Genomic DNA, 20,045 nt, shown 5'->3' with positions numbered 1-20,045 from the left:
TGCTCCTTAAAGTCTGGCGTGTAGCTCTCGGAATGCTCGCGCAGCCACTCGCGGAACTTGGCCGTTTCCAAGGGCTTTAATTCGGTCCACCCTTCCGGCAACCCCATGAGCCACTCGGCCCACGTTGGGTTCAGCAGGCCACCGATTGCCTGTGGGAGGCACTCTCCCGACTTGCTGCCAGTCCTCTCCAGGCGACTCCTGCCGATCCCTCGATAGTCCCTGGCACAAACGGTTGGCCAGAATCCAGATGCGCTCGCGGAGGTGCGGAGCGCCGGTGTCGGCTGCTGATACAACTCCCCATTCCGCATCGAACCCCAGCGCGGCCAAGTCTCCAAGAACTCGTCCGAGCCCCCGAGAAGTGAGCATTGGGCTGTTTTCCACGTAGACGAATAGTGGCTGTACTTCGCCAACGATCCTGGCCATTTCCGACCAGAGTCCACTCCGCTCGCCGTCCAGTCCATCGCCCTTGCCAGCGATGCTGATGTCCTGGCACGGGAAGCCTCCAGAAACCACGTCAACAGACCCTCGCCAAGGGCGTCCGTCAAAGGTGCGAACGTCATCCCAGATCGGGAAGGCCGGGAGAAGTCCATCATTCTGTCGTTGGGCAAGAACGCTTGCGGGGTAGGGCTCCCACTCGACAGCGCAGACTGTGCGCCATCCGAGCAAGTGGCCTCCCAGTATTCCGCAACCAGCGCCTGCGAATAGAGCCAGCTCACGCACGTTCACTCCTTGGCTTGGCTGATGTTCTTGCTTCTAAGGCGGCCTTGATAGCGGCCCTGGCATGCTCAAGACTCAGTTCAAATGGGTAGCCATCCCCGATAATCGCATCGGCTGCAGCCTCAACCATTGCGTCGGTAACCTCCACCGGCTCCCCCACCGGCTGGCGGGCGGCGAGGGCGGCCTCCACAAACTGCTCCAACTGTTTTTCTGAAAAGTCGTAGTAGGTATCGACCTGCTGGCCGTACAGATAAGCGCCAACAGTCTTTGCAATATCAACCAGCGACGCCCCTTGGACAACAGTGGATGGCTTGGCGACATCACCAGCGTAGGCGGCACCAAGATCACAGTCAGGGCAGAAAACGTTGCGGCCTTCATCGTTCCGGCGGATGCCGGTTCGATGGCACGCATCGCAGCCCTGCGGAACAGTAGCAGCCGTATTGCTGGAAGCGATGGGGTTGTGGCGGAATCCATCGTCAATGTCGCAGCTGTCGTCGGGGCAGATGACGCCATTGTGCTGGGATGCGAGGCACACGTCCGCTCGCCCGTTCTGGCAGTGCTCGGCACAACGTCGCGCCTCCTGACCACCCGGCTGGCGGGCGGCGAGGCGTGGCAGCTTGTCGATGATTTCCTCAGCGAGCGCCCCAGCACCGAGCGAGTGATTTCCATCAACCTGTCGGATGACCTGTGCCAGGTCGTCCACGGTGATCAACCCCTGACCACCCGGGGAGGGCTGGGCGGAGAGGGCGGCGCGTGCGTAGTCCTGCATCTGCTCTGCGGTGTACAACGGTTCGCTTCCATCGCCGTACGCGTTGTAGTGCGTGCACGGCAGCGGCGGCAGCTGATCCCCCAGCCTCACCCTCCCACCGGGCTGCACGTCGACCAGAGTCTTGTCAGTGCTCATGCTGATTCTCCTTTGACGCGGGCGAGGGCTGCTTCAATCTGCTTGTACTCGCCGCATGCCCGCAGGCCACGCTCACGAAGAGCCAGCTCGGCGACCTGAAGGGCACTAAGCATCTCGGCGACGGCGGCGCGGACGGCTTCCGACTCTTCCTCCGCGTCGTCTGCGTACTCGGCATCCACCGTCATTCGGTGACGCTTCGCCTTCTGTGCGTCGTCAAGCATCACCGCCAGCACATCGACAGCCAGGGTCTTGTTGTCGGTGGTCATGCGGATGCTCCCATTGCGGCGTCGATGTTATTAAGAAGGGACGTGCGTGCGTTGCAGACGGCTTGCATGAGCCCATCGTCATTCCTGCAAGCCTGCTCATAAGCATCGGAATTGCTGCGGCGAGTTTTCGCCACAATTTCCTTAACCTGCTTCAAACCCTCCACCTCAGCGCGCCGCTCCGCTACCTTCTCTTCCAGCGGCGCGACTTCGTAGCCGAGCACCTTCTCCACCTCAGCGCGCAGGCGGGCTACCTCTGCCTCGTGGTCGGAGTGGAGGACGTAGGGTCCATCATCAGCAATCTCGCAACCGTCATTTGAGTCATAGCGCTTGATGGTCATTCCATCTCTCCCAAGATGCGGCGCAGTTCCAGCGCGACCCGGTTCTGCTCGATCTGCTCGTCACTGGCATTGGCCCACTTTCCGTCGTAGGAAAGCTGATCCGCGTAGTCGGAGACAGCAGCGACAACCTCGTTCAGTCGCTCGATCTCGTCCTGTAGTTCCTCCAGATTCTGCTTATCCTTCTCCCGGCGCTCGTCCTCCACGAATTCCCGATAGGCGGAATCGGCCACAGCGCTCCAATCGGTATCGGCGCTCATCACCAGCCCCCCTGCATGGAGACGAATGGAATTTCGTCGTCGGCAAACTCGTTCTGCGGCGCATTGTCCGTAGCCCTCTGCGGCCGCTCGCGCTGCTCCTGACCGCCTCGGCGGGAGCTGGTGCCGCCTGACTGGCCTTCCTGCTTGCCGCCGAGCATCTGCATCTCGTCGGCCACGATGTCGGTCGAGTACTTCTCCACGCCGTCCTGACCGGTGAACTTGTCGTACTTGATGGCGCCCTCAACGTAGACGCTCGATCCCTTGCGCAGGTACTCGCCAGCAATCTCGCCAAGCTTCCCGAAGAAGACCACACGGTGCCATTCGGTGCGCTCGACCTGGTTGCCGTCCTTGTCTTTGCGGACACTGGTTGTCGCCAGAGAGATTCGCGTGATCGCCATGCCGCCCTGGGTGTACTTCGTATCAGGGTCATTCCCCAGGTTCCCAACCAAGATCACCTTGTTTATCCCGCGTGCCACAGGCCTTACTCCTTTGTCAGTTGTTGAACCTTCGCCTCAACCTCGGCGTCGGCCTTGCGGATTTCTTCGGACAGTTGCTTGATCGCTTCCTCGTCGCGGGTGACGCGGCGGATAGCCTGCTGTAGGTTCTCGGGCCAGCGCGGGTCATAGCTGTAGGCGTCAACCCATTCCCTACCGGTGACCAGCAGTTGGTGCTGCAGCTGCCAGCGATACTCGTCGGCGTGTGCGCCAGTAAGGAGTGCATCCAGGTGCTTTCCCATTGCGGACGGGCACTTGATCTCGACCAACCCTTCATCGCCAACCAGCCCATCAGGGGAGCAGCCCGTGTTGGGAAGCCAGCCGCAGGTGATGAATCCGGTTTCGACAACAGCCTGTCCGGTGTTGAAGCTGTAGGCATCGCGTGCCTCGCCTTCAAGCTCGATACCGCGATCCATGGCCGCATTCCGGTAGCCCTCGACCGCCTGCCCAGTGATCCGCTCTGCCACCAGAGTGGCGATCAGATTGGCGCGGGCAGCACCTGGGCCAGTCTTGGTGCGTGCCATCAGGTCAGCCGCTCGGGAGGCCGTAAACTTGCCTGCCCGTGCCTGCATCCAGTCCTGTGACTCTTGGGCGGCGTTGGCCTTCACTTGGCAAGCTCCTTCGCCTTAGCCGACCACAGGGCGCGAATCTGACGCAGTGCCAGAGCCGGGATGCCGGTCTGCGCCTTCAAGTCAGCGCCAATACGGTCAAGCTCCGTCTTGTCAGCGGCGCCATTGATGGCAGAGGCCCATTCGCTGATATCGAAGCCGGTCACCGATGCAAAGGCATCGTCGTCCTCACCATGGCTCGTCAGGTTCAGTAGGGCCGACGCGGTGTATCGCTTGCCATAGCTGACGCTTGATGCCACTGCCTGTACGGCATTCTTGTTGCCGCTACCGTCAGCTGGCAGGTTGATGGTCGTCTCTTCCCGGTGGCCGCTGCGGTGGGTCAGGACGCCCGTCACGCTCACGCCGTTGGAGCAGTCGGTACGGAACGACAGGGCGAAGCCAAAGCGCTTCATGATCGGCTTGATGGCGGCGTTGATGTCTTCCCACAGGGCGTAGGTGTACCGGCCTGCTGCATTGCCACGCTCACCGATGGAGGGGAGCGTGTCCTGCATCTCGGCCAGATCGGCTGCGAACTCAGCCTGGGCACGGCGGCTCTCGATCCTCTCGTACATGCCCATCAGACGCTCCATCTTGTCCACGTCCGTGTTCGGGTCGGACGCGGCGCGGGAGATGACGGCCAGGATCGCGGAGCCTTCAGCTACCGTCTGAACCGGATGATCGTTTTGGGTAGCGACTACTGCGTTCATGTGTGCCTCGTTGAATTAGTGCCAGCTTCTGGACCCGGCTGGCGCGGGTCCCTGTCGTGGGGAGCGACAGGGCAGGGGATTGGGTGGAGGGGCCGGTGGTGCGTTTCCGGCTTTGACCTGAGTGGCTCCAGTCACGTGCAGAACCTGATGGCCGGGCTCTCTCACTGCGGCTAACTGCCTCGCTGCGGATCACCACTCCGCATTCCCTCCGTAGAACTCAGCCCCGCTCGGTGGTGAGCGGCGGCTGCTTGAATCGGTCGTTGCGCTTCTTGCGGATCACTGTCAGTTCGTCGGTGCCGAACAGAACGGCCAGCACAGCCAGTGCAGCGAAGATGAAAGTCAGGTCGAAGCGCTCGATCTGCTTGCATACCCACGACAGACCAACGCACGCCAGCAGAGCCGCAACGCACCAAGCCAGTACCAGGTAGTGGGCCTTCATTCCTCATCCACCTGTGCGCAAGGGCCATGGTTCGTCTCGTCGGCGTCTACCTCGTCGCCCAGCGGATCGGGCTTCGGGATGGCGGGGAAGAGGCGGGCGAGTTCGGATAGCGGGGTCATCACTCGGCTCCGCACAGAAAACCTGGGCTTGACTCTTCCAGCCACGCCCGCATGGTCGTCATCTCGCCAGTCGGAAGTTCGTCTTCTCCGAAATCAGGGATAGAGCGGTCCAACTCTGTTTCGGACACTTCTCGCGGATAGCCTTCGTCGCAGGGATCGCCAACGTCTTCCTCATAGAGGCGTTCAGCCTCTTCCGCCGACTCGGCGGCGTAGATGGTTGGCATGTCATCGACATAGAACGCTTTCAGATTCATTGCACAACTCCATTCATAGCCAGCACAAGCTGGGTCACTGTTGCGGCGGCAATGACTGCTTGCACTGCCAGCGGGAAGTAGGGGGAGCGCAGGAAGCGGGTCATGGGCGGGATTCCAAAGTTGAGCTCGCATCGGTCTCATCGGGGTTGTAGTCATAGCCGCCCAACTGCACCGCTGTGTCCTCAACCTCACGGCCATACCAGCAACCATCGGCCTGATCCCAAAATGGCTCGGCTTCATGGAAGTTCCAGCCGCCATCGGAATCCATCGCAAGCCACTCCGCCCACTCCGGCGCATCCTTCCAATCCGGCTTCATCACGCTGCTCCTTGCGGCCCGTGGCCCTGGTTCATGCGCTGGCGGCGGGCGGCCTCAGCAAGGTCGTTCATCTCGCTACGCTGGCAACCGTGCTGGATGAAGGCGCGGACAACTGACACGCCCCATCCATGACGCTTCGCCAGGCCGCGCACCACGTTGATGTCGTGGCGCTCCGTGGGGTTCGGGAACTGGATGACCATTAGCTGTTCCTCGGATCGTGATAGGAGGGAGACTTCATCTCGGACTCGATCTGGCACTTGATGTCCCGCTGCTTGTTGAGCAGGGCGCGAAGGTCGTGGAGCAGGTAGCTCGGCACATCAACCCGTGAAATCAGGTAGTCCAGCGCCGACTCAGCCCCAGCGATCACCGCGACCAGCTCGGCCGTTTCGTGACACTTCGCGACCTCGTTGACCGCGTCCTGGTAGGCGGATTCGTTGTCATCCGGAAGCAGGCCGTCAAAGCTCTTCTGAGCGTTCCGGGCGATTTCGTTGGCAGTGTGGGGGGTCATGCTGCCTCCATGGCATCGAGCGCCTTGGTTGCCTCTTCCAGCTCCATTTCCAGAGATTCGATTTGCTGGCTCTTCTCCGAAATTCGCTCTTCCAGTTCTGCGATGGTCTGCTGGGCCTCGACCAGCTCTAGATAGGCGCCTTCCAGAGCTTCACGGAGTGGGATCGTCGCTTCGTCCTTGATGCTCTCAACCAGATCCTTCAGCACATCCTCGATTGCGGATTGGATGGAATCGATAGCCCTGTCCCTCAACTTGTCGAGCTTCGGGCAGGTTTCCCCGATGGCGCCAAAGGACATACGCCGTGCTTCTTGCTCATTGGCCCGACTCATACCTCACCCGCCTTACCAGCAGCGATCAGCTGCTCGCCTATGGTCACGGCTTCGGAGGGGAGGACGGCGATCATCAGGGTCAGCAGACCGCTTGCCGAAGACAGCCAAACCTCGTTGTCTCGGCGCTCGATGGTTACGACGGATTGCTCGTCGGCTCCTTCCGATGCCCTGATCAGCTCAACTTCAAAGGTCTTGTCCATTCAACCCTCTCCTGTGGCCTGAGCGATAACCGCTTGCATCTCTGCAAGTACGCTGCTTGGCTCACCTTCGGTCACGCAGTTCTTCCGATAGACACACTCGACCATCTGCAGGGTCCTCAGAAGCATCGGGGCCGCCTTGATCAGGCTGGCATTCGCCCTCCTCTCTCCCTCTTGGTGGGCTCCCATAGAGCGCGGCACCTGGTGGATCTGAACGGAACAGACGTATTTCCCTGCCCCGCCGTCTCCGAGAATCAGAATTCGGTCATCGAAGTTGGTATTTCCGAAACCCCACGGGCCCGGTGTGTGCCTTTCGGTCATGGCTCAGTTCTCCAGCACGGTGTAGGCCGGGGCGAAGTTCACCGGCGACGAGGTGCGGATACCGTAGGCCAGCGAGAGCAGGCGGCCACGGTTGGAGTCGTTCAGTTCATCGCCGTAGGCGGTCGGCTGACGGACGGCTGCATTGGCTTCCTGGGCAACATCGGCGCCGATCAGGTTGGCGGCGAGGTAGTCGGCGATCAGCTGAGTGGCGGTTGCGATGTTCATCTTCGTCTCCTAGCCCCTGGTCCCGGTGTTGGGTGTCGTGGGGCGTTGGAGATAAGGTAAGCTCGGCTTACCATCGAGTCAAGCAAAACTTACGTTTTTACGTAAGCGAATTATGAACGATCCTGATTTCGTTCATAAAAAAGGCCCCGAAGGGCCTTTGCACACTATCTGATGATCCTATGCCTCGCGCCGTAGGCTATGTAGAAGATGATCTTCTGCAGGAATGCGATCAGTAGCCAGAGGACAATGCTAAATAACAGCGCGTATCCTCCGTTCTTCCGCATTTCGGGCCAACTTATTCGCTGTTCCCAGGATGTCTTAATGGGGTGCTGCTTTGAAACCGCCTCCAGAACTCTAGCATCGCTTACCGGAGTGCGCGGCGTGGGGATTTGCTCAGACTGGGTGATGTATCCGATGCTCACCATGTCATCAACCGCGCTTCTGGCATCCCTGAATTCCCCGCAGAAGAAGCTAGATTCGTTGATGGAGTAGTAGATCGAAGGCTCGCATGTGGTCTCGTGACCAGTAGCAGCGTATGGAAGCCGCCAGCTGTACGAATACACAGTCTTCTCAGAAACGGCCCATGCAAAGTAAGCGGCTGCCAATGAAGCGAGCAGCCAGAACCAGCCCAAAACCACTGCTATCAATCGGTGCCACCATGTTTCTTGGATTTCCTTGATTTCCATATCAGCTCCCTCAGTTGAACCTATCGATCCGATTGCGCAAGTACACCTTCCCGCCGATCAAGGTCCCATCGGGGATAGGGAAGGGAGCCCCATAGCTGGGGTTCTCACTCGCAACATGGATCACACCCCTATCGAGCAGTCGCTTGATCTGATGGCCGTTGCCCATGTTGATCAGGTAGACGCCGTCCCCGTCGAAGGACGTTACTCCAGTGTCCACGACAACCGTATCGCCAGGCTGGATGAGAGGCATCATGGAGTCGCCGCGCCCGGCGATCAGGCACAGCCGACCAGGCGGAGGCATGTAGCCCACGATGCTACGGATGTAGCTAGATTCAAAGTCAATCGCCCGTATCACTTCAGGGGCGTCCACGTTTTCAATCTCGCTTCCCATGCCAGCCTCCGCGTCAAGTTGACGGACGCGAACATACCCCTCTCCACTCTCAATCTCTGAGACTTCTGAGACTGAATGTGAAGAAGGGATCAAAAGGTCTGAGTCGTCGTCATAGAGCCACCCCAGTGGGGCGCCAGTGACCCTGGAAAAGTCCTTCAGATTGTCCCTAGACGGAGTAGTCCGCTTGTCTTCTTGGATGGCTTCCCATTGAGCTACAGCAGCACGGCTGATTCCTAGCTTTGTGCCGACCTGTTCTTGAGTCATCCCCGCTGTTGTGCGGGCCAGCTTGATGCGTTGCCAGAGGGAGCTTTTCATCCCGGCATTGTGTAAGAACGCCTTACGCGTTTCTACGTAAGCGTGGCTTGACACGTAAGGTAAGAGGAGCTTACTGTGCTTACCCATGAAGAACATTTCCCTCAAAGCGCTTGGTGGTCCCGCCCATATCGGACGGGTGTGCGGTGTTTCCTCTCAGGCTGTGAGCCAGTGGAAAAGGGTGCCAGCGGAATACGTCTTGGCGATTGAAGAGGACACCGGCGTCTCTCGCCATGACCTCCGGCCAGACGTATTCGGCCCGGCCCCCAAGAAGCGGGCTGCTGCCCGGAAGGTGGCTTGAGTCATGAGCGCCGAGGCCGAGATGGTCAATGGCTACTTGACTGGGTATGCCTCTAGCTCCATCGACCTTCCTGATTGTCACAAGCGGCAGTCTCCAGCCTTCAAGCATGGCTGGCTCAACGGACGAGACGACAGAGAGCGCAACCCCAGGGAACGCGGCAGCGTCCTGCGCGCACGGGCTGAGATCATCCTCGGCAATTCGGGAGTTACCCATGCTCCAGCATGAGCCCGCCAAATCGTCGCCTCGAATCACTGCGTGCGTCGCAGTTGCGTACCGACAGTACCAGGACGGCAAGACCCTCCAGCAAATAGCCGACGAGTACGGGGTAACCCGCCAAGCGGTTGGCATCGCATTCAAGCGCGCGGGCCTGCAGGTCAGGCCGCGTGGTTGCGCCCCTCGATTGGGCGCTAAGCGGTCGGATTGACCGCAGCTTTCTGAAATCTCTCTCACTGACAAGGCTCCATCTATGTACGCAGACCCCACACACCTCCGCGACAACCCGATCAAGGTCCGTTTCAACGACTCCGAAAAGGCAGTGATCGAGGCTCTCGCCAACTTCAACGGTCGTCAGCCCGCAGTGTTCGTGCGGGAACTGGTCCTGGCTGGGATTGCTTCTCTCGAACAGCGTAGCTCCGACCGCGATGCCGCCTGAAGGTCCATACAAGTCCCCGGGGAGGGCCTATGGAAATACAGCTGTCGCGCGATGAGCGCCGAAGGCTTGAGAAGTACGCGGAAGCATTGGGGCTTCCGCTGGAACAGGCACTGAGACATGCGGCGGGCGCTGAGATTGAACGGCGTTACCGCCTCCCGGCCCGAGAGGCCTCAGTAGTACCGATTAAGGGCCTCAATCGTGACGACCGCGACCCCTAAGAAGAAACCACTTCACCCCTTGCGCAACTTCTCCCCCGGCTGGTTGCAGCAGGAATCAGACAGACAACGCGCCGAACGAGTCATCCCGCTCCACGCCCGCCCGATCAAGGGCTGAGGAATCCACATGAACCATCCAGCTCGCTACACCGATCCCAGCAGCAGCCACGAAGCCGCAGCGCACATGGTGTCGTCTGGCGCTCAGGCTGTGCAGCACTCGCAGGCCGCTTCGGCGGTAAGCAAGTATCCGGGCCTCACCAGCCTGGAACTGGCCCGTGCCACCGGGCTGGATCGCTTCATGTTGGCCCGTCGCCTGCCCGAACTGGAAAAGCAGGGCCTCATTCTGCGCGGCATGGTCCGCAAGTGTTCGGCCAGCAACGGCCGCAGCGGTTGCACTTGGTTCCCGATCAGCAGTGACGAAGGTCCGAAGGCCGCCTGAGCCATGAATTATTTTGAGCATCACATCGGTGACTACGCAGCGGCGACGGCTCATCTGTCGCTGATCGAGGACGCCATCTACAGCCGCCTCCTGCGGCGGTACTACCTGCAGGAAGAGGCGCTGCCTGCCGATGTGAAGCAGGTTGCCCGACTGGCCGGCGCTCGCTCTCAGGAAGAGCTGGAGGCGGTCCAGGCAGTGCTGGAAGAATTCTTCAGCCTGCACCCCGATGGTTGGCACAACAAGCGCGCCGATGAAGAGATTGAGCGCTATCAGGCCAAGCAGGACAAGGCACGAGCCAGCGCTGCTGCTCGCTGGAACAAGGACGCAATGCCATCGGATAGCGAACGCAATGCGAACGCAATGCGAACGCATAGCGAAGGCAATGCTCTCCAGACACCAGACACCAATATATCTACTTCACTTCGTTCAGTAGATAAGGCGCGCAAGCGCGCTGCCGCCCCCGATTGCCCGGATGACGTTGATCCGCAGACATGGGGCGACTGGCTCGCCCTGCGCAGAGCGAAGAAAGCTCCGGTAACCGAGACGGTGCTCGATCAGGCGCGCCGTGAAGCCCACAAAGCCAACCTCACGCTGACCCAGTTTCTGCAGGTCTGGTGCGCTCGTGGATCTCAGGGGCTGCAAGCCGAGTGGCTCAAACCAAACGAACGGGGAGGGCCTCAATCGGTTCCTCCCAGTGCCCAACAGCCCAGCAAGACACGAGCTGGCGTCGAACTCCTTCAGAGCCTGAAACCCAATGCACAACGAATGGATCCACAGCGAGATTCTGGATGGCCTGAGCCGGTTGCTTTGCTTGGGCCTGGATCGGACCCCGGCGATGGACATGATCCAAGGGACCGCCGCTATGTGGGTTGATGCGCTGACCGATGACAAGGTTTGGGAGCAAGAGTTTGACGCCCCGCGCTTCCGCAAGGCGTTCGTGAAGCTAAGTCAGACGCGCCGGCAGTGGCCCGCTCCGGCTGACTTCTTCGAAGTAATCCCGCCGCGAGAGCAGCTTGCACTGACGAAGCAGCCGCTTCCGGCCGACCCTGATTCACCCGCGATGAAGAAGCGCTTCGCCGAGCTGGCGAAGGTGCTGGGGATACCGAAATGACCCGCCTGAACCTTTCCGACGTAGACGTGTTCCGCCTGTACTGCGAGGGCTGCAACGCCAACGAGATTGGCGCGGCCATGCAGATCCCGGCGCAGGCTGCGGCGGCGCTGATCGCACGTAGCCGCGTCCTGTACGCCCGAGCGCAGGAGTTTCGCCGTCCTGGCGTCCTGCAGCTGTCTGAAAGGAGAGCTGCGTGATCGCCGCCTACGAACTGGAGCGCGCCCGCCAGACTGGCCGGTGGATGCGCGACGCACACAAGGACCGGAGGCCACCCCTCTACGCCATGGGCGAGGACGGGGCGGAGATGCGCCGGGAATGGCTGGCTGGGTACGACGAGCGGGACGAGCAGATCAAGGGGAAGCGGAAATGAGCGAGCAAAAATGGATCGGCGAAGATGGCCCTCAGGAAATGTGGGTGTTCCTCGACCAAGGGACGAATGTAGTTGGGTATTCGGAGACTGGCCCGGAACTGGCACGGCCCAATGAGCGCGCCGTCCACTTCACCCGCGCCCCGCAGTGGCAGCCGATTGAGTCGGCGCCGAAGGATGGGACGTGGGTCCTGATATGGGAGGAATGGAATCCGGAGCGGAAGCACAGGAACTGGACTATCAGCCGGTTCATCAGGGGCAAGTGGTCAAATTCTCAGGCGTATCAAGGCCCATCACATTGGATGCCCATGCCCGCAGCGCCGGAGGCGGAGGGATGAAGATGACCGTCAACAGCGACCGCGCCCTGCAGGACGCCATCGGCGAGCTACGCGGGGCATACGCGGCTCGACGCTACGTGACCATGACCATCGATGACGGGAAGCCCCGCAGCCACGACCAGAACGCAATCAGCCACGTCTGGTACGAGCAGGTTGCCCGAGAGCTTCGAGAGGACACCGCGCTCGGCGTGAAATCGTTCTGCAAGTTGCACTTCGGAGTGCCAATCCTGCGCGCCGAGGAAGACGACTTCCGCGCCATGTACGACCGCGTGGTCAAGCCGATGGGCTACGAGGACAAGATCGCGCTGATGGCGTTCTTCCCGGTCACATCGCTGATGAAGACCCCGCAGCTTTCGCAGTACCTGGAGGCCGTGCAGGCCCACTACCACAAGCATGGCGTCTGGCTGCAGTTCCCAGAGCCGACCTCCAAACAGCAGAGGGCAGCGTGATGATTTGGCCGTTCTTAAGTCCGCCGCCAGCAGTCTTCCACATGCCATCGATTGAGATGCGGTGGGTGGTTCATGCGCGATGCGCTGATATAGCGAAGGACAGGCTTCGTGCGATTGTCAGGATCGATCGTGAGGCCTGCGGCGATGGGAAGTGGCTGAAGGTTTCAGAGGGCTACTACTTTGAGTGGCCGTTAAGCGAGCCACAGCCAGTTTTCGTGGCGAAGAAGCCCCGATACCGTTGGGAGCGCCGCCGATGAGGACCAAAAACGCGAAGGCATTCACTGCCGCCGAGCGCGCGCACCTGCAGGCGGTCAAGGATCTGCCTTGCTCGGTCTGCGATGCCCCGCGCCCATCCGACGCCCACCACATCAACCAAGGCCAGCACTACACCACCGTAGCCCTGTGCAAGGACTGCCACCAGGGCAGCTTTAACGGGATCCACGGACAGAAGCGCATGTGGGCCATCATGAAGATGGATGAGCTGGCCGCTCTCAACGTGACTCTGCGCCGACTGGGTCTTGGAGTGGCGGCATGAGCCTCGTCATCCTCCCGTGGCCGCCGTCAGTGAACCGCTACTGGCGCACATTCCGTGGCCGGATGCTGATCTCCGCAGATGGTCGGACCTACCGGCAGGAGGCAGTAGCTGCGGCTGTCACTGGTGATCGGTTCGGGTCGGCAAAGGTCCGGGTCAGCATCGACGCATGGCTGCCGGACAACCGGCGCCGCGATGTCGACAACTTGCTCAAGGCCCCGTTAGACGCCCTATGCCATGCAGGGATCTACGACGACGACAGCCAGATCGTAGAGCTGTCCATCAGGCGGGCAGGGTTGGACAAGGCCAATCCGCGCCTAGTAATCACGCTGGAGGCTGCATGAAGTTCTATGTGTTCCGAAGGGCAGAGGGCTTCTATCCGGTCGCACTTAAGGATGACGCCGACGCCGTGGCAAATGCTGAATGCAATCCTGGGACGCTGAGGGTTGAGGATCTCGATGGTCGGCAGGTATGGCCATTGGCCCTGCAGCCGGTAGAAAGCGAATGACTCCAATCTTCAGTCAATACACAACCCCAGAACTGGAGGTGGTCGCGCGGCTCGACCACGCGCTGGCCGACGAGATCTTCAGCCTACACCGGCAGGGCTACGACGTGCGCGAGGTGCTGCACGAGGCCCGCGCGTTCAAGACCGAAGCGCAGCTGATGCGCCGCGAGATCAACCGCAGGAAGGCACGCCCATGAGCCAGGTATCCCAACCCCGCACCGGAGGTCGAAACATGGCCGCATCCGTTGAAGCTCCGCGCCGCACCGGTACAACTGAGGGTGTTCCGTTCCGGCAGGTCTGGAAGCCGCGCGTGGTCTGCGTGGTCGACCCGACCAACCCGGCAGATGCCCTGAACGCCATCCTTCCACGAATCGCAGAGAACCAACGCGGATGCACGGTAGCCAGCTACCTACTGATCAACCCGGAGACCTCGCAGGCGTTCGTCCTGGCCGAGGACAAGCCGGTGGCCGTGGAGATGGCCCGCAAGGGCGAGAAGTCTCCGTACTGGCCGTGGTTGGTGGGCAAGTACAGCTTCCCCCGTGTGACCGCCGAGGCCGCAGCAAACGTGCTGGAGGACATTCTGGAGCACCTGGGCATCGCCACGCCGGCGCTACGGAAGCGGCCCATGCCCGTGCAGCTCGACTTGTTTGGCGCACCGGAGCTGGCTGCATGACCGGGTACATGCGCCCGTCTACCGAGGGACATATCGGTAGCCCCAGCTGGCAGGTGGGTAACAGCCAGCGCCGAGGGAGCGGGTTGCCGCGTTGCGGCGGCGGGGAAGGGGTGCAGCCCGGAGCCGCGTCACTCATCGCCCGTGGGACCGAGGAGGCCCTGCCGTGAGCCTGGACCCGATCACGCAGGGCCTGCAGCACTTGGCCGGCCAGTTCAGCCTGACCCGTCAGGAGTGGCGGGACCATCACCGCGGCGGCGACTCGCTGCTGGACTCGCTGGTGAGCCACGGCTACGCGCAGAAGCAGGGCGAGCGATTCGGCATCACCCGGCAGGGGCAGGTTCGGCTGCAGGCGGAGGTGGGCAATGGATAAGGCGCCCCCGATCCCAGGCTTCACCACGCAGTTCACGCATGTGGTTCTGCAGAGCCTGATCGAAAACTACCGCAAGGCGCATGGCGCGGCCCCGGCCTTCGTCATGGTCACGCCACCCCAGCTGGCGATGCTGCATGCGTCCATGGCTTCGCGCCCGCAAGGAGTGCGCAAGAGTCTCCAGCAGTGGAGGGTCCTCGCCAGCAAGGGGCGCCTCAAGGTGCTGAGCCTGCTGATCCTGGTCGTGGAGCCGTGTGATGGCCGGTAAGCAGCCCAGGGCCAGCACTGCCAAGAAGCCGGGTAAGTCGGCTGGTGGGCGGCCAAGCACCTATAGCGCCAAGCTGGCAGCAGAGATCTGCGCCTACATCGCTGAGCACAAAACCCTTCGCGATGCCCTGAAGCAGCCCGGCATGCCATCTGAGGCCACGGCCTATCGGTGGCTGGCTGAGCGGCAAGAGTTCCGGGAGATGTACGCCCGCGCGCGCGAACAGGGCGACGAGCTGGATGCCGAGCGCATGCGGGAGATTGCCTTCGACCAGGGAATCCCGCCGGACCAGAAGCGGGTGATGATCGACGTCCTGAAGTGGCAGATGGCTAGGCGCTCGCCCAAGAAGTGGGGCGACAAGGTCCAGCATGCCGATGCTGACGGCGAGAAGCTGCCGGCGCCGCCGCCGTTCTACGTGATGGGCGTGACTCCCGCCAAGCAGGGCGAGTGACCGTGGCGGCCACGCCGAACCCACTGGCACCGCACACCCCGGTGCACATCCCGGCCAAGCTGCTGCCGGTGCTGAAGCCCAAGCAGTTCAAGGTGCTGTACGGCGGCCGCGGCTCGGCGAAGTCGCACACTGTGGCGCAGATCCTGGTCATGCTGTCGATGCAGGCCAAGCACCGCATCCTGTGCGTGCGCGAGATCCAGAAGTCGATCGCTCAGTCCTCCAAGCGGGTAATTGAGGACTACATCAACCGCATGGGCCTCTCGGCCTACTTCAAGATCAACAAGCAGGGCGAGGACCAGATCACCTGCATCCTGACCGGTTCCACGTTCAGCTTCACGGGCCTGCAGGACCACACGGCCGACAGCATCAAGTCGTTCGAGGGAGCGACCATCGTGTGGGTGGAGGAGGCGGCGAACGTCTCGACCAACAGCTGGAACAAGCTGATTCCGACCATCGTCCGCACGACCGGCGCCGAGATATGGGTCACCTTCAACCCGGACCAGCAGGACGACTACGCCTATAAGCGCTGGGTGCTGGGCAACGACCCGGACGCGATCGTCATCCAGATCAACTGGCTGGATAACCCGTGGTGGAACCAGCCGATGGAGACGGAGCGGCTGAAGACGCTGGCTGTCTCGCAGGACTTGCACGACCACATCTTCGGTGGCCAGCCCCGGGCTAAGGCCGGCATCCTGTTCAAGCGGCACTGGTTCAAGCGCTTCAACCTGGGCGACGAGCCGAAGGGCCTACGCAAGTACCTGTCGAGCGACTATGCCGGCGCGCCCGACCCGGACGACCCCGAGGCCGATCCCGACTGGACCGAGCATGGCTGTGCCGGCCTCGACCACGTAGGCGATATGTGGTTCCTCGACTGGTGGAGTGGGCAGGAAGACCCGTCGGTGTGGATCGCTGCCCTGATGCAGATGGGGCGGCGCAACAAGCCGGTGATGGCCTTCGAGGAGATGGGCGTCATCCTGCGGACCACCGACGGCGCCATCCGCCGGGCAGCCAAGGCCACACAGACGTTCGTGCACCGCGTGCCCCTGGCCAGCGCAGGCAGCAAGGCAGACCGCGCTCTGGGCTTCGCTGCCCGTGCTGCCACCGGCTCAGTGCATATCCCGAACACCGAGTGGGGCGACAGGCTGATCGACCAGCTGTGTGCCTTCACTGGTGAGGACGGCCGCCGCGACGACATGGTGGACGTGTGCAGCCTGTTCGGCCGAGGCATTGACCTCATGGCTGACGGCAGCCTCCCGCCCGAGGCCAAGCCAGCGCCGCCAGCACCGTTCACCGATCCATGGTTCAAGCAGCGCGACGCTGCCGACCGCGACGACGACGAGAAGACCGCCCGCTACTACAGCTGATGCTCCGTTGATGCTTCCAGCAGCTCGGGCACCGTGGGGTCAGTTCGAACACCGGCCCGACCATGGCAGACCAACCCATCGCAGCACTCGAAACCGGGATCGCAGCCGCCGCTGATCCTGATCCGTCGCGCGCCAAGCAGCTGAGCCGCATCCAGGCGGATGTGAAGCGCTGGTCGGCCCGGTTCGATGAAGCACGGAAGTACGACGAGGAGGCCCGGCTGCAGTATGCGAAGGACCGGCGCCAAGCTCGTGGCGATTCAGGATTCCTGGTCGACGCCAACATCATCGGGACCAACATCGACAACCTGGAAGCGTTCCTCTACGCCCGCAATCCAGACTTCGATGTATCCCCGGGTCCGGCGCACCGCATGCCAACGCCCGAGCAGCTCCGCGACATTGTGGAGTCAGACGAGCAGTTGATGACGGGGTTGCAGCAGCAGGCTGAGCAGGATGCGATGGAGGTCGGCCGGCAGGTGGCCACGCAGCTGACGGCTGATGGCGTGCCCCAGCAGCAGGCACTGGCGCAGAGCATGCAGGCGCAGGAGGGCTTCCTAGCCACCGGTGCGGTGGACAAGCTGGTCTCCGACGAAGTGCTGAAGCTGCGCAAGCAGTACGCCAAGCGCTCGCGCGAGATGAAGCAGTTTGCCGAGACCATGGAAGCGGTCGGCACCCAGATGTGGAAAGACGCGCAGCTGAAGCGCCGCGGTCGGCCGTGGGTGCGGTCGTCGCTGACAATCGGCATCGGCGTGTTGAAGGCGTCATGGCAGGAGCGGACCGAGATCTCGCCCGAGACGCAGACGGCCATCAACGACCTGCAGCAGAACATTGCCCGCGCCAAGGCGCTGCAGCAGGAGCTGGCCGACGGCACCGCCGGCTATGGCGCGCGCGCCTGGGACGCGGTCAAGGGCATGGTCGGCAACGATCAGGATGCGACCGTCGCCGAGCTGGAGCGCCAGATGGCCACAATCCAGAGCGGAGCCGAGCGGGTTGTTGCCCGCGGCTACGTGATCGACAACGTGGCCGGCGAGAACTTCCAGGTGGCGCCGGGCTTCACGATCTCCAACCACGTCGACGCGCCGTGGAACGCCGAGATCTCCTACATGCGCTACGACGATGCGCTGGCCGAGTTCGGCCCGTATCTGGCGCAGTACGACCCCAAGGGCGACGCCGCCAGCATCATGTGCAAGGCCGCAAGGTACGCGCCACGCAAGCCATGCATGGGGAAGAACGAGAGCGTCAATGTCGCGGCCGGTAGTGCCACGGCGGAGGACGCTGACGAGTTCACCACCAACGCTGACACCACCGCCGGCTGCTACGTGCGCCTGGTCGAGATCTGGGACGCAGAGAGCAACACCGTCCTGACCATGATCACGGGTGTTCCGTATTGGGTGAAGCCGGGCTTCAACCCGCCGGCCACGACCCGGTTCTACCCGTATTTCGTGTTCCCTACCTCCGAAGTGGACGGCCAGCGCCACCCGCAGAGCCTGGTCAGTCGCTCGATCAAGCTGACGGACGAGTACAACCGCAGCCTGTCGGCTGAGACTGAGCATCGCCGCCGCATCATCCCGAAGATGGCATTCCACGCAGGTGCCATGGAGGAGGAGGAGGCGACGAAGATCACCAAGGCGAAGACCGGCGAGCTTGTTCCAATCAAGGCGACCTCACCGCAGGCTGACCTCCGTGCACTGCTGGTCCCGATCGCCTATCCGCAGATGGACATGGCCGCCTACGACCGCAGCAAGATCGAGGCGGCGCTGGAGCGCATCTGGGGCGTCCAGGAGGCATTGTCCGGGTCGATCAACACGGCCAAGACTGCCACCGAGGCCGACATCCAGCAGCAGGGATTCCAGGCGCGCAGCAGTAGCCGGCGCGACAGCATGGAAATGCGCCTGAGCGAGCTGGCCGAGTACACCTGCCAGATTGCCCGCGTGTACATGACCGACGAGGACGTGCGCTTCGTCGCAGGACCGACCGCCTTCTGGCCGCCGTATCAGGGCCCGGATGACCTGGCCGAGTTCATGCGCATCGAGATCCGCGCTGGCTCGTCGGGCAAGCCAAACACCGCGATGGAGCGCCAGTCGTGGGCGAACCTTCTGCCGCTGCTGCAGGCCGGCGTGGCCCAGATCGGCCAGCTGCGCGGCGCTTCGCCCGACGCCATCGCCGACTCGATGGAACAGCTGATGCGCCTAACGGCCGAACGCAGCGGCGAACGCTTCGACATCGACCAGCTCATCCCACAGAACGACGGCACACAGCCGGCCATGCCTGCACAGGCAGTGCCGGGCAGTGCGCCGCCGCCCCAAGGTGGCAATGCCGGCCAGCAGCCGCCGGTTCCGCCTGCACCTCCCGGTGGCTCTCCTGCCGCCGATCCCCTTGAACCAGCCTGATCGGAGTAATTGATGAACGTTGATGCAGACACCCCGGCCACTGCGCCGGATACCACCCCGACCGATCAGCCGGCCGACGTGATGGCGGCGCTGGATGCCGGCATCGCCGCTGCTGATGCTGAAGCCGCGCCTGCCGCCGAGACTGCGCCAGTCGAAGCTCCCCTGGCTGATGCAGCCACGCCGCCGGCGGATGATCCTGGCACTACTCCTCCAGCTGACGGACATCCCCCGGCGCAACCGCAGGAAGGTGCACCTCCGGCCGATGGCCAGCCGCCTGCTGCCGCTGAGGGTGAGCAGCAGCCCGATGCCGACACCGAGGCGGAGATCACTGCGCTTGGCCTGAAGGAGAAGTCCGCCGAGCGGTTCCGCGGCATGGCCTCCGAGATCAAGGAGCTGGCGCCGCTGCGCGAGGCAATGAAGGCTGCCGGCATCGAGGATGTGGCACGTCTGCCAGAGCTGGTCCAGCGCTCGAAGGTGGGCGAGGACATGGTCCAGATGGTCATGGAGACCGGCGCCAGCTCCGAGCAGTACGGCATGGCGCTGGACTACCTGGCGATGATCAGCAAGGCGGGGCAGGGCGACATGGCCGAGGCCGAAAAGGCCTACACCATGCTGTCGGGTGAGGTGGCAGCTCTGGCGAAGATCCTCGGCAAGGAAGTCCCGGGCGTACATGACCCGTTGGCAGCGCATTCGGACCTGCGTTCCGAGGTCGAGGCCGGCGACCTTCCGCGCGCCCGCGCCATCGAGATTGCTGGCCAGCGCGATCGCACAGCTTACGCGGGCGGTGTCGAGCGGCAGCGGACCGAGAGCCAGCAGGCTGCGGAACAGGCCGAGCAGAAGGGCATCGACTGGCTGAAGCGTTTCGACGTCGAGATGGCACAGGAAGACCCAGGCTACGCAGTGAAGCGGCCGCAGCTGAGTGAGGCTGTTCGTCAGATCCGCGAGCAATTCCACCCGAGCGAATGGGCACAGCGCACCGCCCTGGCCTATGCGCGCATCCAGGCACCGGTGGCAGCGGCAGCTCCGGCAGCGCCCGCGGCTCCGGCCCAGCCGCGCCCCGGCCCGATGCGTCCGGGCGGCCCTCGTCCTGCAATGGATCCGGTCGCATTCGATGATCCGCTGGCTGCACTGGACTACGGCATCCAGAAGGCCAACGGAGGCTGAGCAGAGCCAAGCTCTGCCATGGAAAGACCCCGCTTCGGCGGGGTTTCTTGTGTCCGTTGACGCATTCCGCAGCACGG

Annotated in this window: 40 protein-coding genes; 21 read left to right on the top strand and 19 right to left on the bottom strand. The window is 62.5% G+C overall.

Annotated elements, in window-relative coordinates; all coding sequences use genetic code 11:
• Nucleotides 1-6: 6 nt before the first annotated feature.
• The 19 genes from ABR323_RS06250 to ABR323_RS06160 all read right to left on the bottom strand — a co-directional run bounded on the left by ABR323_RS06250 (nucleotide 7) and on the right by ABR323_RS06160 (nucleotide 8,391).
• Nucleotides 7-720: a DNA cytosine methyltransferase gene (locus ABR323_RS06250; protein WP_439448679.1), complete on the bottom strand. Its 714-nt coding sequence runs from the start codon at nucleotides 718-720 to the stop codon at nucleotides 7-9.
• On the bottom strand, nucleotides 713-1,621 hold the full coding sequence (locus tag ABR323_RS06245; RefSeq protein WP_439448678.1) for a hypothetical protein: 909 nt from the start codon (nucleotides 1,619-1,621) through the stop codon (nucleotides 713-715). The genes ABR323_RS06250 and ABR323_RS06245 overlap by 8 nt, the downstream gene beginning before the upstream one ends.
• A complete protein-coding gene (locus ABR323_RS06240; protein WP_439448677.1) occupies nucleotides 1,618-1,887 on the bottom strand; it encodes a hypothetical protein in 270 nt (89 codons plus the stop codon). Before ABR323_RS06240 ends, ABR323_RS06245 begins: the two co-directional genes overlap by 4 nt.
• On the bottom strand, nucleotides 1,884-2,225 hold the full coding sequence (locus ABR323_RS06235; RefSeq protein ID WP_439448676.1) for a hypothetical protein: 342 nt from the start codon (nucleotides 2,223-2,225) through the stop codon (nucleotides 1,884-1,886). The genes ABR323_RS06240 and ABR323_RS06235 overlap by 4 nt, the downstream gene beginning before the upstream one ends.
• Nucleotides 2,222-2,482 carry a hypothetical protein gene (locus ABR323_RS06230; RefSeq protein ID WP_439448675.1) on the bottom strand — a complete coding sequence of 87 codons (261 nt, stop codon included), beginning with the start codon at nucleotides 2,480-2,482 and terminating at the stop codon, nucleotides 2,222-2,224. The genes ABR323_RS06235 and ABR323_RS06230 overlap by 4 nt, the downstream gene beginning before the upstream one ends.
• Entirely contained in the window at nucleotides 2,482-2,958 is a 477-nt protein-coding gene (gene ssb / locus ABR323_RS06225; RefSeq protein WP_439448674.1) for a single-stranded DNA-binding protein, read from the bottom strand. The genes ABR323_RS06230 and ssb overlap by 1 nt, the downstream gene beginning before the upstream one ends.
• Nucleotides 2,959-2,963: 5 nt before the next feature.
• Nucleotides 2,964-3,584: a lambda exonuclease family protein gene (locus ABR323_RS06220; protein ID WP_439448673.1), complete on the bottom strand. Its 621-nt coding sequence runs from the start codon at nucleotides 3,582-3,584 to the stop codon at nucleotides 2,964-2,966.
• Nucleotides 3,581-4,291, bottom strand: coding sequence for an ERF family protein (locus ABR323_RS06215; protein WP_439448672.1), 711 nt, complete (start codon nucleotides 4,289-4,291; stop codon nucleotides 3,581-3,583). Before ABR323_RS06215 ends, ABR323_RS06220 begins: the two co-directional genes overlap by 4 nt.
• A 217-nt stretch (nucleotides 4,292-4,508) precedes the next feature.
• On the bottom strand, nucleotides 4,509-4,730 hold the full coding sequence (locus ABR323_RS06210) for a hypothetical protein (RefSeq protein ID WP_439448671.1): 222 nt from the start codon (nucleotides 4,728-4,730) through the stop codon (nucleotides 4,509-4,511).
• Complete coding sequence (locus ABR323_RS06205) at nucleotides 4,727-4,849, bottom strand: hypothetical protein (RefSeq protein ID WP_439448670.1); 123 nt, start codon at nucleotides 4,847-4,849, stop codon at nucleotides 4,727-4,729. The genes ABR323_RS06210 and ABR323_RS06205 overlap by 4 nt, the downstream gene beginning before the upstream one ends.
• Nucleotides 4,849-5,103, bottom strand: a complete 255-nt coding sequence (locus ABR323_RS06200; protein ID WP_439448669.1) for a hypothetical protein — start codon at nucleotides 5,101-5,103, stop codon at nucleotides 4,849-4,851. Before ABR323_RS06200 ends, ABR323_RS06205 begins: the two co-directional genes overlap by 1 nt.
• A 100-nt stretch (nucleotides 5,104-5,203) precedes the next feature.
• On the bottom strand, nucleotides 5,204-5,419 hold the full coding sequence (locus ABR323_RS06195) for a hypothetical protein (protein WP_439448668.1): 216 nt from the start codon (nucleotides 5,417-5,419) through the stop codon (nucleotides 5,204-5,206).
• A complete protein-coding gene (locus ABR323_RS06190; RefSeq protein ID WP_439448667.1) occupies nucleotides 5,419-5,619 on the bottom strand; it encodes a hypothetical protein in 201 nt (66 codons plus the stop codon). Before ABR323_RS06190 ends, ABR323_RS06195 begins: the two co-directional genes overlap by 1 nt.
• Nucleotides 5,619-5,927: a hypothetical protein gene (locus ABR323_RS06185; protein WP_439448666.1), complete on the bottom strand. Its 309-nt coding sequence runs from the start codon at nucleotides 5,925-5,927 to the stop codon at nucleotides 5,619-5,621. Before ABR323_RS06185 ends, ABR323_RS06190 begins: the two co-directional genes overlap by 1 nt.
• Nucleotides 5,924-6,223, bottom strand: coding sequence for a hypothetical protein (locus ABR323_RS06180; protein ID WP_439448665.1), 300 nt, complete (start codon nucleotides 6,221-6,223; stop codon nucleotides 5,924-5,926). Before ABR323_RS06180 ends, ABR323_RS06185 begins: the two co-directional genes overlap by 4 nt.
• Before the next feature lie 29 nt (nucleotides 6,224-6,252).
• Complete coding sequence (locus tag ABR323_RS06175) at nucleotides 6,253-6,456, bottom strand: hypothetical protein (protein ID WP_439448664.1); 204 nt, start codon at nucleotides 6,454-6,456, stop codon at nucleotides 6,253-6,255.
• Nucleotides 6,457-6,777: 321 nt separating this feature from the next.
• Nucleotides 6,778-6,999, bottom strand: a complete 222-nt coding sequence (locus tag ABR323_RS06170) for a hypothetical protein (protein ID WP_439448663.1) — start codon at nucleotides 6,997-6,999, stop codon at nucleotides 6,778-6,780.
• Between the two features lie 164 nt (nucleotides 7,000-7,163).
• Complete coding sequence (locus tag ABR323_RS06165) at nucleotides 7,164-7,685, bottom strand: hypothetical protein (RefSeq protein ID WP_439448662.1); 522 nt, start codon at nucleotides 7,683-7,685, stop codon at nucleotides 7,164-7,166.
• Nucleotides 7,686-7,695: 10 nt separating this feature from the next.
• On the bottom strand, nucleotides 7,696-8,391 hold the full coding sequence (locus tag ABR323_RS06160) for a S24 family peptidase (protein WP_439448661.1): 696 nt from the start codon (nucleotides 8,389-8,391) through the stop codon (nucleotides 7,696-7,698).
• A gap of 85 nt (nucleotides 8,392-8,476) precedes the next feature.
• On the opposite strand from ABR323_RS06160, the gene ABR323_RS06155 reads away from it, so the two are divergent.
• The 21 genes from ABR323_RS06155 to ABR323_RS06055 all read left to right on the top strand — a co-directional run bounded on the left by ABR323_RS06155 (nucleotide 8,477) and on the right by ABR323_RS06055 (nucleotide 19,968).
• Complete coding sequence (locus ABR323_RS06155; RefSeq protein WP_439448660.1) at nucleotides 8,477-8,689, top strand: transcriptional regulator; 213 nt, start codon at nucleotides 8,477-8,479, stop codon at nucleotides 8,687-8,689.
• A gap of 3 nt (nucleotides 8,690-8,692) precedes the next feature.
• Nucleotides 8,693-8,914: a hypothetical protein gene (locus ABR323_RS06150; protein WP_439448659.1), complete on the top strand. Its 222-nt coding sequence runs from the start codon at nucleotides 8,693-8,695 to the stop codon at nucleotides 8,912-8,914.
• 241 nt (nucleotides 8,915-9,155) lie between these two features.
• Nucleotides 9,156-9,341, top strand: a complete 186-nt coding sequence (locus ABR323_RS06145; RefSeq protein ID WP_019658943.1) for a hypothetical protein — start codon at nucleotides 9,156-9,158, stop codon at nucleotides 9,339-9,341.
• Nucleotides 9,342-9,683: 342 nt separating this feature from the next.
• Nucleotides 9,684-9,995: a winged helix-turn-helix domain-containing protein gene (locus tag ABR323_RS06140; protein ID WP_439448658.1), complete on the top strand. Its 312-nt coding sequence runs from the start codon at nucleotides 9,684-9,686 to the stop codon at nucleotides 9,993-9,995.
• Nucleotides 9,996-9,998: 3 nt separating this feature from the next.
• The gene (locus tag ABR323_RS06135; protein WP_439448657.1) at nucleotides 9,999-10,868 is read left to right on the top strand and encodes a DUF1376 domain-containing protein; all 870 of its coding nucleotides are present in this window, start codon (nucleotides 9,999-10,001) and stop codon (nucleotides 10,866-10,868) included.
• Entirely contained in the window at nucleotides 10,831-11,106 is a 276-nt protein-coding gene (locus ABR323_RS06130; protein ID WP_439448656.1) for a hypothetical protein, read from the top strand. Before ABR323_RS06135 ends, ABR323_RS06130 begins: the two co-directional genes overlap by 38 nt.
• Nucleotides 11,103-11,303, top strand: a complete 201-nt coding sequence (locus ABR323_RS06125; protein WP_439448655.1) for a hypothetical protein — start codon at nucleotides 11,103-11,105, stop codon at nucleotides 11,301-11,303. Before ABR323_RS06130 ends, ABR323_RS06125 begins: the two co-directional genes overlap by 4 nt.
• Nucleotides 11,300-11,476, top strand: coding sequence for a hypothetical protein (locus tag ABR323_RS06120; protein ID WP_439448654.1), 177 nt, complete (start codon nucleotides 11,300-11,302; stop codon nucleotides 11,474-11,476). Before ABR323_RS06125 ends, ABR323_RS06120 begins: the two co-directional genes overlap by 4 nt.
• The gene (locus ABR323_RS06115) at nucleotides 11,422-11,811 is read left to right on the top strand and encodes a DUF551 domain-containing protein (protein ID WP_439448653.1); all 390 of its coding nucleotides are present in this window, start codon (nucleotides 11,422-11,424) and stop codon (nucleotides 11,809-11,811) included. Before ABR323_RS06120 ends, ABR323_RS06115 begins: the two co-directional genes overlap by 55 nt.
• Entirely contained in the window at nucleotides 11,808-12,260 is a 453-nt protein-coding gene (locus ABR323_RS06110; protein ID WP_439448652.1) for a hypothetical protein, read from the top strand. Before ABR323_RS06115 ends, ABR323_RS06110 begins: the two co-directional genes overlap by 4 nt.
• A 253-nt stretch (nucleotides 12,261-12,513) precedes the next feature.
• On the top strand, nucleotides 12,514-12,795 hold the full coding sequence (locus ABR323_RS06105; RefSeq protein ID WP_439448651.1) for a hypothetical protein: 282 nt from the start codon (nucleotides 12,514-12,516) through the stop codon (nucleotides 12,793-12,795).
• A complete protein-coding gene (locus ABR323_RS06100; RefSeq protein ID WP_439448650.1) occupies nucleotides 12,792-13,136 on the top strand; it encodes a RusA family crossover junction endodeoxyribonuclease in 345 nt (114 codons plus the stop codon). Before ABR323_RS06105 ends, ABR323_RS06100 begins: the two co-directional genes overlap by 4 nt.
• On the top strand, nucleotides 13,133-13,300 hold the full coding sequence (locus ABR323_RS06095) for a hypothetical protein (protein ID WP_439448649.1): 168 nt from the start codon (nucleotides 13,133-13,135) through the stop codon (nucleotides 13,298-13,300). The genes ABR323_RS06100 and ABR323_RS06095 overlap by 4 nt, the downstream gene beginning before the upstream one ends.
• Nucleotides 13,297-13,494 (top strand): hypothetical protein, encoded by a 198-nt coding sequence (locus ABR323_RS06090; protein WP_439448648.1) that lies wholly within the window; start codon nucleotides 13,297-13,299, stop codon nucleotides 13,492-13,494. Before ABR323_RS06095 ends, ABR323_RS06090 begins: the two co-directional genes overlap by 4 nt.
• Before the next feature lie 35 nt (nucleotides 13,495-13,529).
• Nucleotides 13,530-13,970: a hypothetical protein gene (locus ABR323_RS06085; RefSeq protein ID WP_439448647.1), complete on the top strand. Its 441-nt coding sequence runs from the start codon at nucleotides 13,530-13,532 to the stop codon at nucleotides 13,968-13,970.
• A 163-nt stretch (nucleotides 13,971-14,133) separates the two neighbouring features.
• Nucleotides 14,134-14,340 carry a hypothetical protein gene (locus ABR323_RS06080; protein WP_439448646.1) on the top strand — a complete coding sequence of 69 codons (207 nt, stop codon included), beginning with the start codon at nucleotides 14,134-14,136 and terminating at the stop codon, nucleotides 14,338-14,340.
• The gene (locus ABR323_RS06075) at nucleotides 14,333-14,605 is read left to right on the top strand and encodes a hypothetical protein (RefSeq protein WP_439448645.1); all 273 of its coding nucleotides are present in this window, start codon (nucleotides 14,333-14,335) and stop codon (nucleotides 14,603-14,605) included. Before ABR323_RS06080 ends, ABR323_RS06075 begins: the two co-directional genes overlap by 8 nt.
• A complete protein-coding gene (locus tag ABR323_RS06070; RefSeq protein ID WP_439448644.1) occupies nucleotides 14,595-15,053 on the top strand; it encodes a hypothetical protein in 459 nt (152 codons plus the stop codon). The genes ABR323_RS06075 and ABR323_RS06070 overlap by 11 nt, the downstream gene beginning before the upstream one ends.
• Nucleotides 15,050-16,417 (top strand): PBSX family phage terminase large subunit, encoded by a 1,368-nt coding sequence (locus ABR323_RS06065; protein ID WP_439448643.1) that lies wholly within the window; start codon nucleotides 15,050-15,052, stop codon nucleotides 16,415-16,417. Before ABR323_RS06070 ends, ABR323_RS06065 begins: the two co-directional genes overlap by 4 nt.
• 62 nt (nucleotides 16,418-16,479) lie before the next feature.
• On the top strand, nucleotides 16,480-18,804 hold the full coding sequence (locus tag ABR323_RS06060) for a hypothetical protein (RefSeq protein ID WP_439448642.1): 2,325 nt from the start codon (nucleotides 16,480-16,482) through the stop codon (nucleotides 18,802-18,804).
• Between the two features lie 12 nt (nucleotides 18,805-18,816).
• Nucleotides 18,817-19,968, top strand: coding sequence for a hypothetical protein (locus ABR323_RS06055; RefSeq protein ID WP_439448641.1), 1,152 nt, complete (start codon nucleotides 18,817-18,819; stop codon nucleotides 19,966-19,968).
• Nucleotides 19,969-20,045 lie beyond the last annotated feature (77 nt).

It is taken from the genome of Stenotrophomonas sp. ATs4 (assembly GCF_051861585.1).
In the GTDB taxonomy this organism is placed as follows: Bacteria; Pseudomonadota; Gammaproteobacteria; order Xanthomonadales; family Xanthomonadaceae; genus Stenotrophomonas; species Stenotrophomonas maltophilia_AS.
Note: the sequence above shows the minus strand (reverse complement) of the source record. Positions and strands in the feature narration are given on the sequence as shown.